At 46.6% G+C, this 14848-nt stretch carries 13 protein-coding genes; 10 read left to right on the forward strand and 3 right to left on the reverse strand.

Annotated features, from left to right (window positions below; genetic code table 11):
* The first annotated feature begins 8 nt into the window (after nt 1–8).
* Complete coding sequence (locus PKF022_RS08225) at nt 9–1133, forward strand: 3-deoxy-7-phosphoheptulonate synthase (protein ID WP_281776548.1); 1125 nt, start codon at nt 9–11, stop codon at nt 1131–1133.
* 46 nt (nt 1134–1179) lie between these two features.
* Here PKF022_RS08225 and PKF022_RS08230 read toward each other — a convergent pair whose 3' ends face one another.
* Nucleotides 1180–1746, reverse strand: a complete 567-nt coding sequence (locus PKF022_RS08230) for a cob(I)yrinic acid a,c-diamide adenosyltransferase (RefSeq protein WP_281776549.1) — start codon at nt 1744–1746, stop codon at nt 1180–1182.
* Between the two features lie 42 nt (nt 1747–1788).
* Here PKF022_RS08230 and PKF022_RS08235 point away from each other — a divergent pair, with 42 nt between their 5' ends.
* Genes PKF022_RS08235 through proC form a run of 5 tightly spaced genes read left to right on the forward strand, consistent with a single transcriptional unit; the run spans nt 1789 to nt 7298 of the window.
* Nucleotides 1789–3279, forward strand: coding sequence for an FAD-linked oxidase C-terminal domain-containing protein (locus PKF022_RS08235; protein ID WP_281777490.1), 1491 nt, complete (start codon nt 1789–1791; stop codon nt 3277–3279).
* Entirely contained in the window at nt 3279–4424 is a 1146-nt protein-coding gene (gene glcE / locus PKF022_RS08240; RefSeq protein WP_281776550.1) for a glycolate oxidase subunit GlcE, read from the forward strand. Before PKF022_RS08235 ends, glcE begins: the two co-directional genes overlap by 1 nt.
* Nucleotides 4425–4432: 8 nt before the next feature.
* The gene (gene glcF, locus PKF022_RS08245) at nt 4433–5710 is read left to right on the forward strand and encodes a glycolate oxidase subunit GlcF (RefSeq protein ID WP_281776551.1); all 1278 of its coding nucleotides are present in this window, start codon (nt 4433–4435) and stop codon (nt 5708–5710) included.
* The gene (locus PKF022_RS08250; RefSeq protein WP_281776552.1) at nt 5707–6432 is read left to right on the forward strand and encodes a YggS family pyridoxal phosphate-dependent enzyme; all 726 of its coding nucleotides are present in this window, start codon (nt 5707–5709) and stop codon (nt 6430–6432) included. Before glcF ends, PKF022_RS08250 begins: the two co-directional genes overlap by 4 nt.
* Nucleotides 6429–7298 carry a pyrroline-5-carboxylate reductase gene (gene proC / locus PKF022_RS08255; RefSeq protein WP_281776553.1) on the forward strand — a complete coding sequence of 290 codons (870 nt, stop codon included), beginning with the start codon at nt 6429–6431 and terminating at the stop codon, nt 7296–7298. The genes PKF022_RS08250 and proC overlap by 4 nt, the downstream gene beginning before the upstream one ends.
* Here proC and ubiA read toward each other — a convergent pair.
* A complete protein-coding gene (gene ubiA / locus PKF022_RS08260) occupies nt 7295–8158 on the reverse strand; it encodes a 4-hydroxybenzoate octaprenyltransferase (protein ID WP_281776554.1) in 864 nt (287 codons plus the stop codon). The genes proC and ubiA overlap by 4 nt on opposite strands.
* A gap of 10 nt (nt 8159–8168) precedes the next feature.
* Nucleotides 8169–10256 (reverse strand): ATP-dependent DNA helicase RecG, encoded by a 2088-nt coding sequence (gene recG, locus PKF022_RS08265; protein WP_281776555.1) that lies wholly within the window; start codon nt 10254–10256, stop codon nt 8169–8171.
* A gap of 30 nt (nt 10257–10286) precedes the next feature.
* Between recG and queA the strand changes: the two genes are divergently transcribed.
* The 4 genes from queA to secD all read left to right on the forward strand — a co-directional run bounded on the left by queA (nt 10287) and on the right by secD (nt 14846).
* Nucleotides 10287–11333: a tRNA preQ1(34) S-adenosylmethionine ribosyltransferase-isomerase QueA gene (gene queA / locus PKF022_RS08270; RefSeq protein WP_281776556.1), complete on the forward strand. Its 1047-nt coding sequence runs from the start codon at nt 10287–10289 to the stop codon at nt 11331–11333.
* Nucleotides 11330–12487 (forward strand): tRNA guanosine(34) transglycosylase Tgt, encoded by a 1158-nt coding sequence (tgt, locus tag PKF022_RS08275; protein WP_281776557.1) that lies wholly within the window; start codon nt 11330–11332, stop codon nt 12485–12487. Before queA ends, tgt begins: the two co-directional genes overlap by 4 nt.
* Nucleotides 12488–12621: 134 nt before the next feature.
* On the forward strand, nt 12622–12948 hold the full coding sequence (yajC, locus tag PKF022_RS08280) for a preprotein translocase subunit YajC (protein ID WP_281776558.1): 327 nt from the start codon (nt 12622–12624) through the stop codon (nt 12946–12948).
* Between the two features lie 38 nt (nt 12949–12986).
* A complete protein-coding gene (gene secD / locus PKF022_RS08285) occupies nt 12987–14846 on the forward strand; it encodes a protein translocase subunit SecD (RefSeq protein WP_281776559.1) in 1860 nt (619 codons plus the stop codon).
* Nucleotides 14847–14848: the final 2 nt, after the last annotated feature.

A 14848-nucleotide genomic window follows, 5' to 3' on the forward strand; every position in this document is an offset into this window, starting at 1 on the left:
ATAGCCGCATGAGCCAACAAAATACAAATCCCGCTAATTGGTACTCCGCTGTTGATAAGACTTCGGATACTGACGATCAACGCATCGACAATATTTCCGTTCTGCCACCGCCAGAGCATCTCATTCGCTTCTTTCCAATTTCTGGAACACCAACTGAAGCGCTGATCAGTAAAACTCGTAAAAAGATCCGCGACATTATTCATGGCAAGGATGACCGCTTACTAGTGATCATCGGGCCATGCTCTATTCATGACCCACGTGCAGCGCTGGAATATTGCCAACGCCTCTTAGGTGAACGCGAGCGCTTTGCTGGCGAATTAGAAATCGTCATGCGTGTGTATTTTGAAAAACCACGAACCACTGTTGGCTGGAAGGGTTTGATTAATGACCCATACCTTGATGAAAGTTATCGCATTGAAGAAGGCTTGCGCCTTGCTCGCCAAGTATTAATGGAAATTAATCGCTTAGGCATGCCTGCCGGTAGCGAATTCTTAGATGTCATTTCACCGCAATATATTGCTGACCTCATTTCTTGGGGAGCAATTGGTGCGCGTACGACTGAAAGCCAAGTTCATCGTGAACTTGCTTCAGGTTTATCCGCACCTATCGGGTTTAAGAATGGTACTGATGGCAATATCAAAATTGCTACTGACGCTATTCAAGCGGCAGGTCGTCCTCATCATTTCTTATCGGTTCACAAAAATGGCCAGGTTTCTGTTGTGGAAACAAAAGGAAATAAAGATTGTCACGTTATCTTGCGCGGCGGCAAAGAGCCAAACTATGAAGCCAAGTTTGTGCAGGCTGCCTGCTCTGAGCTAGAGGCAGCAAAGCTTCCAGCCGGCTTGATGGTTGATTTATCTCATGCTAATTCAAGCAAGAAACATGAGCGTCAAATTGTGGTTGCCGATGATGTAGCGCAACAAATTGAATCTGGATCTCATCAGATTTTTGGTGTAATGATTGAGAGTCATTTAAATGATGGTGCTCAGAAATTTACACCTGGAAAAGATGATCCAAGTAAATTAGAGTACGGTCGCAGTATTACCGATGCCTGCATTAACTGGGATGATTCTGTGCAAGTATTAGAACGTCTTGCTACTGCCGTTAAGAAACGTAGAAGCAAGAAAAAATAATACCGAAATAATCTGCAAGAGGTAAATCTAAAAGAGGCTAATTTATTTAGTCTCTTTTTTTTTCGTGCTTCCAAAGCACATCAGATCCACCTGCTGCACGATTCAAGATGCGCGCAAGCACAAAGAGTAAGTCAGATAAACGATTGACATATTGCCGCGGAGAATCATACAAAGGCTCTTCCCAGCCTAAGCGGACAATTGAACGCTCTGCTCTACGACATACAGTTCGACAAACATGCGCTTGCGCAGCAGCGCGAGTACCACCTGGCAAAATGAATTCAGTCAGAGGTGGCAATTGTTGATTGTATTTTTCAAGCCAAATATCTAACTGCGCTACATGCTCAGGATTGAGCAGCTTGTAGTTGGGGATGCAAAGCTCGCCACCCAAATCAAATAAATCATGTTGCACCTGCAGAAATAGCTCATGCAGTTCAGTGGAAATACTTTTGGGGATCTCTTCGGTCATCAAAACCCCGATTTCTGAGTTCAGCTCGTCGATATCGCCCATGGCGCAGATGCGCAAATGATCCTTTTCTACGCGACTGCCGTCACCCAAGCCAGTCATCCCGGCGTCACCTGTTCTGGTGGCGATTTTTGATAGTCGATTTCCCATAAGCTTAATTATAGGTAAATGGCTAAAATGATTCTTATGAATATGGTGACCCCACCCCCCGATTTAGCCGCTATTAGCGCCCTTCAGTCCAAATTGGTTTCGGCTTTGCGGCCAATCCTTCCGGAACACGCCCTTCTATGGGAGCCAGAAGACACGATTCCTTATGAATGCGATGGTTTGGCTGCTTACAAACGAATGCCTTTGGCCGTAGCTTTGCCAGAAACCGAGGAGCAAGTCGCTCAAATTCTGAAGATTTGCTATGCAATGCAAATTCCAGTCGTGCCTCGCGGATCTGGAACGGGTCTATCGGGCGGAGCAATGCCCCTTTCCCAGGGATTGGTACTGTCACTAGCCAAGCTAAAGAAAATTATCAGCATTGATCCATTTACAAGGACTGCAGTAGTTCAGCCTGGGGTACGCAATCTCGCGATCTCTGAAGCAGTTGCACATCTTGGCTTGTATTACGCTCCGGATCCTTCTTCGCAAATTGCCTGCTCTATTGGTGGCAACGTTAATGAAAATTCTGGTGGTGTGCACTGCCTCAAATACGGCCTTACTTTGCATAATGTTCTGCGCGTCCGCGGAATATTGATGAATGGTGAGATTGTTGAATTTGGCGGCTTAGCACCAGATGCACCTGGACTCGATTTACTAGCCATCATGATGGGCAGTGAAGGCATGCTTGCAGTCGTTACTGAAATCACAGTCAAATTAGTTGCAAAGCCAAAATTGGCCCGCGTAATCATGGCGAGTTTTGATGACATCGAGAAAGGTGGTAACGCTGTTGCCGCCATCATTGCCGCGGGCATTATTCCTGCTGGCTTAGAAATGATGGATAAAGCCACTACTCGCGCTGTAGAAGAATTTGTACATGCTGGTTACGATCTAGATGCTGCAGCCATTTTGCTCTGTGAGTCTGATGGCACACCAGAAGAGGTTGCTGAAGAAATTGAGCGCATGACTAAGGTGTTAGAACAAGCGGGTGCTAGCGGCATTCAGATTTCCAAAGATGAAAGTGAGCGCTTGAAATTTTGGAGTGGGCGCAAGAATGCATTCCCAGCTGCCGGTCGCTTAGCGCCTGATTACTACTGTATGGACGGCACTATTCCTCGCCGCCATATCGCCACTTTGCTCAAGCGCATCCAAGGCATGGAAGAGAAATACGGCCTCGGCTGCTTAAACGTCTTTCATGCTGGTGATGGCAATATGCATCCCTTGATTCTATTTAATGGCGCAGATCAGGATGAATGGCATCGTGCTGAAGAGTTCGGAACTGAAATTTTAGAAGCCTGTGTAGAGCTCGGTGGAACCATTACAGGCGAGCATGGCGTTGGCATTGAAAAAATTAATTCAATGTGTGTGCAGTTTGGCGAAGGTGAGCGTGAATCATTCTGGGGTGTGAAGGGCGCTTTTGATCCAGAAAAACTACTCAACCCAGATAAAGCAATTCCAACACTCAACCGCTGTGCTGAATATGGTCGTATGCGTATTAGCGGTGGTCAGTTACCTCACCCAGAATTGGAGCGCTTCTAATGAGTCAATCCAATCCACAAATTAATGTATTCCGCGAGCAAATTCTGAATGCAGCCAAGAATAAAACTCCTCTCTCCATTGAAGGTGGGGGCACAAAATCCTGGTACGGCAATCCCAATAACTATGCCAAGCTAGATACTCGCTCTTACTCGGGCATTTTGGAATACCAACCAGAAGAGCTAGTGATTACCGCTTGTGCAGGTACACCACTAAAAGAAATTGAAACGGTTCTCAAAGAAAAAAATCAGGTACTTGCTTTTGAGCCCCCTCACTTTGGTGAAAATGCAACTTTTGGTGGCGCTATTGCTGCCGGCCTGGCTGGCCCTGGCCGCATCACAGTTGGCAATTTCCGCGACTTTGTATTAGGCGCTCGCATTCTGGATGGCAAAGGACAAGATCTTTCCTTTGGTGGCAAAGTGATGAAGAACGTTGCGGGATATGATGTTTCTCGCCTACTACCAGGCTCCTTGGGCACCCTATCCCTCTTATTAGAGGCTTCAGTAAAAGTATTACCAAAGCCTGCTGCGACTGCAACCTTACGCTGCCAACTCTCTCAAGAGAAAGCGCTAAAAGCATTAAATGAATGGGCTGGTCAGCCACTGCCACTTTCTGCTAGCTGCTGGATTGGGTCAGCTAAAGGTGGAGATGGAGAACTCACCTTCCGTCTCGCGGGCGCAGCAGCTGCAGTTAAGGCTGCGATCCCACTCATGGGTTCTTTGGTTAATGCGACTGAACTCAATGAAGGAGTTGCCGAAGACTTTTGGAATAATTTGCGCGAACAAAAAATTTCTGCTTTTGGCAACCTTGGCGCAGATCAAACTTTGTATCGTCTAGCGCTGCCTGCAGCCTGTGGGCCAATTGCAATTTCTGGTGCTAACGATGAAATTATTCTCGAGTGGCATGGTCAACAACGCTGGATCAAAGCGCCAGGTGATGAAGTCACCTTTAAAGCCATTAAAGCCATTGCCAACTCTCATGGTGGACATACATCTCGCTTTAGGCAGGGTGCAAATGTAGACCCTTCGTATCAACGCTTTACATTACTTTCAGAACAAGCTCATTCCAAAGCCCTTGAGGCAGTACAAGAACGCTTGAGATCTGCCTTCGATCCTGCTGGCGTATTTGCCACTAAACGTCTTCCATAAGTATTTCTATGCAAACTCAACTCGCCCCTCAATTTGCCAACACACCGGAAGGTATCGAGGCAGCCCGTATTCTGGGCAAATGCGTGCACTGTGGCTTTTGTACAGCTACCTGCCCAACCTATCAAATACTTGGCGATGAATTAGATGGTCCACGCGGACGCATCTACCTTATCAAGCAAATGGCAGAAGGCCAAGCACCCACAGAAAAAACACGTCTGCATTTAGACCGTTGTTTAACTTGTCGTAATTGTGAAAGCACTTGCCCAAGCGGCGTGCAGTATGGCAACTTGGTTGATATCGGTCGCAAATGGGCAGAAGAAAATACTTCTGAGCGTCCACTCTCTGAAAGACTTACTCGTTGGGCTCTCAAAGAGGGTTTGACCAAGCCTGCCTTATTTAATTCTGCGATGACTTTGGGTCGTCTAGTGCGTCCGTTGATGCCTAATGGGATTAAACGCAAGATTCCGTTGACCCTCAATAAAGCATTAGCGAAATCGACCGATCCACATGCAAGACCTACAACGACGCATCAGCGAAAAATGGTTTTGCTGGAAGGCTGTGTTCAGCCAGGCATGTTACCAAACATCAATTCAGCAACAGCACGTGTACTGAATGCACTGAAGATCCAATTGATTAGTGCGCCCAGCGCTACTTGTTGCGGAGCTTTGCGCTATCACCTCAATGATCAAGCTGGCGGTCTCGATAATGCCAAGCAAAATATTGATGCTTGGTGGCCTTTAGTAGAGAGTGGCGTAGAAGCGATTGTGATGACAGCATCCGGTTGCGGTGTGATGGTGAAAGACTATGGACATCTCTTTGCGAATGATCCTGTCTATGCTGTCATGGCCAAAAAGATCTCTGATTTAACTAAGGATATTTCTGAGATTCTTCCTGCGTTACAAAATGAGCTTGTGCAACTGGTAGGTACCGATCCCAAATCTGGCGTGGTGTATCACCCACCCTGCACCTTGCAACATGGCCAACAAATCCGAGGCAAAGTTGAGGGACTACTTACCAGTATTGGTATTGGCGTGCGATTATGTGCCGATAGTCATCTTTGCTGTGGATCTGCAGGCACCTACTCCGTGACTCAGCCAGAACTTTCTGAACAACTACGTAAAAACAAGCTCACCCACCTCAATGCTGCATGCGAAGAGTCTGGAGCAGAGATGATTGTTTCGGGAAATATTGGCTGCATTACCCATCTCCAGCAAGATGACACTCCGGTACTGCATTGGATCGAAATGGTCGATCAACTCGTTAGCAATTCTTCTAAGGCCTCATGAATTCACTTGTTATCAATCTAATGCAAGTCAGAGAGCGGATTGAACTTGCTGCTTTAGCAGCAAAACGTGAGCCTGAAGAAATTGAACTCCTAGCTGTCAGCAAAACCTTTCCTGCATCAGCAGTTGAAGAGGCGATGCATGCTGGCCAATCCGCCTTTGGAGAAAACTATGTCCAAGAGGCCGTTAAAAAAATTGAGAAACTTGCTAAATTACGTCCTTGGTTAGTATGGCATTTCATTGGGCCACTACAGAGCAATAAAACCAGAGAGGTAGCGGAGCACTTTGATTGGGTTCATAGCGTTGATCGCCTCAAAATTGCAGAACGTCTTTCTGCTCAACGAGGCGAATTTCCTAATTTAGCGCCATTACAGGTTTGCGCACAAATCAATGTGAGTGAAGAAGATAGCAAAAGTGGCGCCTCCCTGGCAGAGGTCGAAGCACTATGCAGCGCCATTACCTCACTACCTAATTTAGTTCTTAGGGGCTTAATGGCTATCCCTGCACCTAGCCAAGATATTGATCAGCAGCGTCGAGCTTTTGCCGCTGTGCGTGAGTGTTTTCAACAGATTCGGACAGCCCACGCTAATGAACTGGGATTCCAGTTTTTTGACACCCTCTCCATGGGAATGTCAGATGATTTGGAGGCTGCAATCCTAGAAGGAAGCACGATGGTTCGTGTTGGTACAGCCATTTTTGGGAAGCGCGATAAGATTGCTAAATGAGCATAAATAAAACTGCACAAAATAATGGCAACGCCCACATCACATTTATTGGTGGCGGCAATATGGGGCGAGCCTTGATTAGCGGCCTCCTTGCGAACGGATTTGAGCCAAATCAAATTTCCGTTGTTGAAGCGAACGCCGTAACGGCTTTAAAGTTGTATGAAGACTATGGCGTTCAGGGTATTGGCGCCTTAGAGCAAATTGCTTTTGACTTCACGAAAAATAATGTCGTTGTTATGGCAATCAAACCGCAAGACTTTAATGTTGTTGCAAAGGGGTTAGCTGCAAAACTGAAGCATGCAAGCGCACCTGGCCCACTGATCCTTAGTATCGCTGCAGGCATTCGCCTAAAAGATATGAGTCGTTGGCTGGATCACACGCGCTGTGTTCGTGCCATGCCTAATACACCTGCATTAATTGGCAAAGGCATCACTGGACTCTTTGCAGATGCAGCAGTTGATCAAGCTGATCGTGCTTTAGCCGAAACCATTTGCAATGCGGTAGGCCAAGCGGTATGGGTGTCTGAAGAAAAGCTAATGGATGCAGTCACCGCCGTATCCGGAAGTGGCCCTGCTTATGTTTTTGCCTTTTTAGAAGCAATGCAGTCTGCTGGTGAGAAGCTCGGTCTTGATACAGAAACTGCACGCAAACTTGCCTATGCAACCCTTGAGGGCGCTACACAGTTGGCTCATAACTCGGATGAGCATGCCGGCGTTTTGCGCGAGAGAGTTACTTCCAAAGGTGGCACTACTGCAGCAGCTTTAGATGTGATGAAGCAACAAGGCTGGCACGAGATTTTGGAAAAAGCAATTGATGCAGCAAGTCAACGTGGTAAAGCTATGGGTGACGAGTTGGGTCAGAGCTAGTTAATAGCCAAACCTAGTACGATTCCAAGAAATAAAAATCCACCAAGCCAGTTGTTGTGGCGGAATGCCTTGAAACAATCGTCTCTATTGCGAGTAGAAACCAGTTTTAGGTGATAGATTGCACAAGCCAAGGCTGCGAACCAGCCTACTAAAAAATAATTACTGAGATTGGCTAATTGCGCTACCCACACTTGACTGATAAATAGCACTCCATAGCTCATAGCAATGGCGATAACATCGTAGCGACCAAAAGTGATGGCTGATGTTCTTAAACCCAGACGCAAATCATCGTCGCGATCGACCATGGCATAGGCTGTGTCATAAGCAATGGCCCAGAAAATATTCCCCACAAACAAGATCCAAGCCTCTAGAGGAATGAAATCCAGAATCGCTGCGTATGCCATTGGGATACCAAAACCAAAAGCTATTCCCAAGACTGCTTGAGGCATCGCAAAGAAGCGCTTGGTGAAGGGATAAATAAAGGCGACCAGTAGCGCAAGAACTGACAGTTGCTTTGTAAATGCATTCAGAGGCTGGATCAGTAAAAAAGCGATGAAAGCCAGCGTACCTGCTACAGCTACCGCCTCTTTTCCAGAAATTTTTCCACTTGTGACAGGGCGTCCCTGGGTTCTTTTTACGTAACGATCAAAGTCACGATCGGCGTAGTCGTTGATAGCACAACCTGCGCTACGCATGAGAAACGTACCTAGAGTAAAGATTAACAAGATAGATAAATCAGGAGTACCGCTACTGGCCAACCAGAGGGCCCAGAGCGTGGGCCACAATAGCAATAACGTACCAATAGGCTTGTCCAACCTAATGAGGTAGCAATAAGAAACTAAACGCTCTTTTAAATTCATAGAGTAATTATCAAGCTTTTAGGAACTCTGCACGAGACCCAAGCCAGCGCTCTAGATGGCGCTCCACTAAATCTGCATGCTCAGCAAGTAAACGGTCAGCCGCCTTCTGAGCCAACTCAATCAACCAAGCATCGCGCTGTAAATCCACAAAGCGCAACATGGCATCGCCAGATTGTTTTGCACCCAACAACTCCCCAGGACCCCGCAGAGATAAATCACGCTCTGCAATCACAAATCCATCCGAGGTCTCACGCAATGTTTGTAATCGCTCCTTGGCAGCCATGGAAAGTGGCTCGGCATACATCAAAATACAGACTGAATCCGCGGAACCCCTACCTACGCGCCCACGCAATTGATGAATTTGAGCATAACCAAAACGCTCAGCATGCTCAATCACCATCAAAGCCGCATTGGGCACATCAACTCCAACCTCAATTACCGTAGTGGCAACTAACAGTTGAATTTCATTTGCTTTGAAGGCGGCCATCACTGCTGCTTTTTCATCAGCTTTTAATCTGCCATGCACTAAGCCCACTTTAAAGTTAGGCAAGGCCTGAGTGAGCTGCTCATAACTTTCTACAGCTGTTTGTAATTGCAGTGCTTCAGATTCTTCAATCAGAGGACAAACCCAATAAGCTTGTAATCCCTTCGATAACCAACTTTGCAGGCCTCCGATGACTTCATCGCGGCGACTAGCTTTAACTACTTTAGTCGCAATTGGCTTGCGACCAGGAGGCAACTCATCGATGACCGAGACGTCCAAATCAGCGTAGTACGTCATTGCTAATGTTCTAGGTATGGGAGTAGCAGACATCATTAACTGATGACAGTAAAACAACTCCGATCCAACACGTTGTTGAATCTCTAGACGCTGCCTTACTCCAAAGCGATGTTGCTCATCAATCACTGCCAACCCTAACTTAGCAAAACTAACGCTTTCTTGAATAAGTGCATGCGTACCAATAATGAGTTGAGCTTGCCCATTCTCAATCACTTCTTGCGCCAATCTTTTGTCTTTCGCTTTTAGGCTACCTGATAACCAAGCAATTTTTATCCCTAAAGGCTCAAACCATTCCTTCATTTTTAGGTAATGTTGCTCAGCCAAGATCTCTGTAGGCGCCATGATGGCGGCTTGATAACCATGATCCATGACCCGCGCTGCTGCCAAGGCGGCCACTACCGTCTTGCCACTTCCCACATCCCCCTGAAGGAGGCGATTCATAGGAAAAGATTTAGAAAGGTCATTGCTAATTTCCGACCAAACGCGATCTTGCGCATTCGTTAATTTAAAAGGCAAAACTTTCAGCAAGCCTCCTTCAAGAGATTGCACTCTCGTTTTATCTTTACCCTCATCCTGAACTTTTGCAAAGCTTGGTGCATGCCGCTCACGACGAATAGCATGTGCCCGTTTTAAAGAAATCTGTTGCGCCAATAACTCTTCAAATTGCACCCTACGCCAAGCAGGATGAGTACGCTCTAACAATGATTGAGTATTGGCGTCAGAAGGTGGTTGATGGAGATACGTAATTGCCGATTGCAAACTTGGCCAATCATTACTAGGCAACAATTCCGCCATTAATCTCTTAGGCAAGAACTCCGCCAAACTCTCTTGCAAGCTGGGGTCGCGTAAGGCTTGGTTAACCGCTTTACGAATAACCGCCTGTGAAACGCCAACGCTTGCTGGATAGACTGGAGTAAGACTATTTGGTAACGGCGCATCTGGAGCTACAGCGCGAACAGTCGGGTGAACCATCTCCGAGCCTTGGAAACCATCTCGCACCTCGCCACGCACTCGAACATGAACGCCGACCGCCATCTGTTTTTGCTGACTGGGATAGAAATTGAGGAAACGTAGATTGAGAGTCTCAGTCTCATCTTCAATGGTGACAACCATCTGCCTTCTGGGCCGAAATAACACTTGATTACGAATGACCACACCCTGTGTCTGGGCTGAGGTAAATCTACCCTGGGCAATAGCCTCTTCGATGGTAAGCAACTCAGTCTCATCCTCATAACGGGATGGCAGGTGCAAAGCAAGGGCCATAGGGCTGTCTAAACCCATCTTTTGGAGTGTGCTTGGCGCTTGTTTAGTAGTCATCGTTAAAATCTAATACCTGATGGTAATGCTATGCAACTTTCCGACTTCAATTACGAACTTCCTGCCGAACTAATCGCCCAACATCCCTTGGCGAATAGAACTGATAGCCGCCTCTTAGAGGTTAGGGCTGATGAGTCAAATCATGTCCAATTGGTAGACCGACAGTTTAAGGACATTCTTAGCCTTGTGAAGCCTGGGGACTTATTAGTCTTCAATGACACCAAAGTAATCCCAGCACGATTACATGGCAAAAAAGAGACTGGTGGCAATGTTGAGCTATTGATCGAGCGCATCAGCGGCGATAAGCAGGCCTGGGTACAAATTAGAGCCTCTAAGGTACCAAAGACTGGCACTATTGTTCACGTTCATAACCAGGTTAGAGAAACTTTTCCAGTTGAGATGATTGGCTATGACGGGCGCTTCTATGAGGTCCGCTTTCCGGAGAGTGTTTTTTCTTTGCTTGAGCGCTTTGGTGAACTCCCTCTGCCCCCTTACATTGAACATCAACCAGATGGTGAGGATGCACGGCGCTATCAAACGGTAGTAGCTAAAAACCCAGGTGCAGTTGCAGCCCCAACAGCAGGCCTGCATTTTGATGAAGCGATTTTGCACAAGATCAAAGATTTGGGAGTTAATCAAGCAACCGTTACATTGCATGTTGGTGCAGGAACATTTACTCCGGTACGCGAAGAAGATCTCTCAAAACACAAGATGCACTATGAGTGGTACTCCATTCCAAAGGAAACTTTAGAGGCAATTGAGACAACCAAGAGCAATGGTGGCCGAGTGATCGCTGTAGGCACCACCAGCCTTCGAGCCCTAGAGAGTCAAGCAGCAAGCGGACAAAGCAGCGGGGAAACCAATCTCTTTATTACCCCGGGCTATCAATTTAAAACAGTGGATTGTTTGCTCACTAACTTTCATCTGCCAAAATCTACTTTATTAATGTTGGTTAGCGCTTTAGCGGGAGCGGATAACATTCGCGCCGCCTATCAACATGCCATTTCACAGAAGTATCGTTTCTTTAGTTATGGAGATGCGATGTTTCTTTGCCGACCCGAGAATACAAAAATATGACCAAACCAGTTCACTTCAATATCTTGGCGCGCGACTCTCAGAGCCCAGCGCGACTTGGTCGGCTTGACCTCCCACACGGCAGCGTGCAAACGCCGATCTTCATGCCTGTTGGTACGTACGGCACGGTAAAGGCCATGACGCCTCGTGATTTGAATGAAGCTAAAGCGCAAATCATTTTGGGAAATACTTTTCATCTTTGGTTGAGACCGGGGTTAGATGTCATCAAAAAACATGGCGGTCTTCATCGCTTCATGGGATGGGACAAACCAATCCTGACTGACTCCGGCGGCTTTCAGGTATTTAGCTTGGGTGCATTACGCAAGATTTCTGAAGAGGGCGTGACTTTTGCTTCACCGATTAATGGTGATAAATTATTTATGTCCCCAGAAGTATCGATGGAAATTCAAGCGGTGCTAAATAGCGATATCGCTATGCAGTTTGATGAATGCACTCCTTATGAGATTAAGGGTCAACCCACTTCTGAAAAAACAGCACGCGCTTCACTCGAGATGTCGCTACGTTGGGGCGATCGCTCACTCAAACGCTTTCGCGAACTAGAGACTGGCAACGGTCTCTTTGGCATTGTCCAAGGCGGCATGTTTGAAAATCTCCGTGAATTCTCCTTAGATGCGGTTAGCCAGCAAGGCTTCGATGGAATTGCGATTGGGGGGCTTTCAGTGGGTGAGCCAAAGCCAGAATTTGAGCGAATTCTCAATTTCACAGCCCCAAAGCTTCCAGAGCATATGCCTCACTATTTAATGGGCGTGGGTACACCAGAAGACCTGATTTTGGGTGTGAGCTTAGGTATTGATATGTTTGATTGCGTCATGCCTACCCGTAATGCCCGTAATGGCTGGCTTTTTACCCGCTTTGGAGACCTCAAACTGCGCAATTCTGGGTACAAGGACGATGATCGCCCTGTAGATCCTACTTGCGCCTGCTATACCTGCCAAAACTTCACCAGATCCTACTTAAATCACCTGCAAAAGGCCAATGAGATCCTGGGTTCGCAACTCAATACCATCCATAACCTGTCCTACTACCTCCAGCTCATGACTGAGGTTCGCGAGGCACTCAGCAAGGACCGTTTTAGCGCCTATCGCGAAGAATTTCATAGCAATCGCCAGCGTGGCGTTGAGCCAGGACAGGACTAATAGCCCTACAGGAGGCACAACCCCCTTCAAATCACCTCCAAAGCCCTACACAGTTTAGAATTGCGGGTTACGGCCTTAGGTTTATAGGTCAATAAATTCAGCAGTTTTTAATTGGTAATTAACGGAGGTTTTGTATGTGGATTAGTAATGCTTTTGCCCAAGCTCCTGCAGCGGGCGCAGATTCCGGTGGCTTGATGAGCTTCCTCCCTTTGATTTTGATGTTTGCAGTTTTGTACTTCATCATGATTCGCCCACAAATGAAGCGTCAAAAAGAAACTAAGGCCATGCTTGAGTCATTAGGCGTTGGCGACGAAGTAGTTACTGTTGGCGGCATCATGGGCAAAGTAACGGCACTCAAGGATCAAGTGGTGACTGTTGAAATTTCTACTGGCACTGAAGTACAGATGCAAAAAGGCGCTATTACTACAGTATTGCCAAAAGGCACACTGAAGTCCGCTTAATGCATCCGCTTAATTTGTTTGTTTAAAAGTATCTCAATATGAATCGCTACCCTCTCTGGAAATATCTAGTCATCGCTGTTGCATTACTCATCGGTGGACTATATTCATTACCTAATTTCTATGGTGAGGCTCCAGCGGTTCAAGTCTCGTCTGCCAAGCCAACCATCAAGGTTGATTTGGCAACGCAGGCTCGTGTAGAAAAAATTCTGACTGAAGCTAGCATCAATAACACTGGCCTCTTCTTTGAAGTTGCTGGAAATGTAGGCTCTATTAAAGTTCGCTTTAACAACACTGATGTTCAACTTCGCGCTCGCGATCTCTTGCAGCAGAAATTGAATGTTGATCAAAATGATCCGAATTACACCGTCGCCCTAAATTTGCTATCAAATACTCCAGGCTGGTTAAATGCCATCAATGCATTGCCAATGCCATTGGGTCTTGACTTACGTGGTGGCGTGTACTTCCTACTCCAAGTGGATATGAAGGGTGCGGTACAAAAGAAAGTAACGTCCCTAGCAACAGATATTCGCACTCAATTGCGTGATAAGAATATTCGTCACCAAGGTATTGAGCGTGGCACCGACTCCATCTCCATTAACTTTGGCAGCATTGCAGATGCTGATGTGGCTCGTTCCGTATTAATGACAAGTCAGCCCGACTTGATCTGGCAAGTGAAACCAAGCGGCCTTTCTCCAAAGCTGGTTGGTGAATTTAAACCAGCCTCTTTAAAAGAAATTCAAGACAATGCGGTTAAGCAAAATATTGTCACGTTGAATAAACGTGTAAATGAACTTGCCGTTAAAGAACCGGTCATTCAACAGCAAGGCGCTGAACGTATTGTGGTGCAACTGCCTGGCGTACAAGATACGGCGCGCGCAAAAGATATTATTGGTCGAACCGCTACTCTTGAGTCACGCTTAGCTGACCCACTTGTATCTACTATTGCCCTTGGTGAAACACCTCCTCCAGGGATGGACACTTTCCGCTTTGGTGAAAACCGCTTAGGCGTATTTAAAAAATCAGTGATTTTTAGTGGCGATCGTATTACTGATGCAAGTGCCGGCTTTGATCAAAACCAACGTCCTGCAGTCAACATCTCTCTAGATGCTGCTGGTGGTCGCGTCATGCAAGAAGTCACCCGCGAAAATATTGGCAAACCAATGGGCATGATCTTGTTTGAAAAAGGCAAAGGCGAGGTACTTACTATTGCCACCATTCAAAGTGAATTTGGCTCTAAATTTCAGATTACTGGTCAACCTACAACCGAGAGCGCTAACGACTTAGCCCTTCTGTTGCGTGCCGGCTCATTGGCGGCCCCAATGGAAATCATTGAAGAACGCACCATCGGACCAAGCTTGGGCGCAGAAAACATTGAGAAGGGCTTTAAGTCTCTCTTAATTGGTTTTGGTGCAATTGCTATTTTTATGATGTCTTACTATCTCTTGTTTGGCACCTTCTCCGTTGTGGCATTGGCAGTGAATTTACTTTTGCTTATCTCGGTGTTATCGATGCTACAAGCCACACTCACATTGCCAGGCATCGCGGCGATGGCATTGGCCCTCGGTATGGCGATTGACTCTAACGTATTGATTAATGAACGTATTCGAGAAGAGTTACGCAATGGTGCTTATCCACAAACGGCCATCTCTGTAGGCTTCGATAAAGCCTGGGCAACCATTCTGGACTCGAACGTAACCACCTTGATTGCTGGTTTAGCCCTATTAGCTTTTGGCTCAGGCCCTATCAAAGGATTCGCAGTAGTTCACTGCTTAGGTATTCTGACTTCAATGTTCTCGGCTGTCTTCTTCTCGCGTGGCCTTGTCAACCTTTGGTACGGCAGACATAAGAAGATTCAAAAACTCGCTATCGGCCAAGTTTGGCGCCCACAGGAGAAATAAGC

The organism is Polynucleobacter sp. KF022 (assembly GCF_027924105.1).
Taxonomy (GTDB): domain Bacteria; phylum Pseudomonadota; class Gammaproteobacteria; order Burkholderiales; family Burkholderiaceae; genus Polynucleobacter.

Coding starts and splice junctions, on each gene's coding strand:
- PKF022_RS08235 (WP_281777490.1), top strand. CDS start 1,789: ATGGTGACCCCACCCCCCGATTTAGCCGCTATTAGCGCCCTTCAGTCC.
- PKF022_RS08230 (WP_281776549.1), bottom strand. CDS start 1,746: ATGGGAAATCGACTATCAAAAATCGCCACCAGAACAGGTGACGCCGGG.
- yajC (WP_281776558.1), top strand. CDS start 12,622: ATGTGGATTAGTAATGCTTTTGCCCAAGCTCCTGCAGCGGGCGCAGAT.
- PKF022_RS08225 (WP_281776548.1), top strand. CDS start 9: ATGAGCCAACAAAATACAAATCCCGCTAATTGGTACTCCGCTGTTGAT.
- secD (WP_281776559.1), top strand. CDS start 12,987: ATGAATCGCTACCCTCTCTGGAAATATCTAGTCATCGCTGTTGCATTA.
- proC (WP_281776553.1), top strand. CDS start 6,429: ATGAGCATAAATAAAACTGCACAAAATAATGGCAACGCCCACATCACA.
- recG (WP_281776555.1), bottom strand. CDS start 10,256: ATGACTACTAAACAAGCGCCAAGCACACTCCAAAAGATGGGTTTAGAC.
- queA (WP_281776556.1), top strand. CDS start 10,287: ATGCAACTTTCCGACTTCAATTACGAACTTCCTGCCGAACTAATCGCC.
- glcE (WP_281776550.1), top strand. CDS start 3,279: ATGAGTCAATCCAATCCACAAATTAATGTATTCCGCGAGCAAATTCTG.
- glcF (WP_281776551.1), top strand. CDS start 4,433: ATGCAAACTCAACTCGCCCCTCAATTTGCCAACACACCGGAAGGTATC.
- tgt (WP_281776557.1), top strand. CDS start 11,330: ATGACCAAACCAGTTCACTTCAATATCTTGGCGCGCGACTCTCAGAGC.
- PKF022_RS08250 (WP_281776552.1), top strand. CDS start 5,707: ATGAATTCACTTGTTATCAATCTAATGCAAGTCAGAGAGCGGATTGAA.
- ubiA (WP_281776554.1), bottom strand. CDS start 8,158: ATGAATTTAAAAGAGCGTTTAGTTTCTTATTGCTACCTCATTAGGTTG.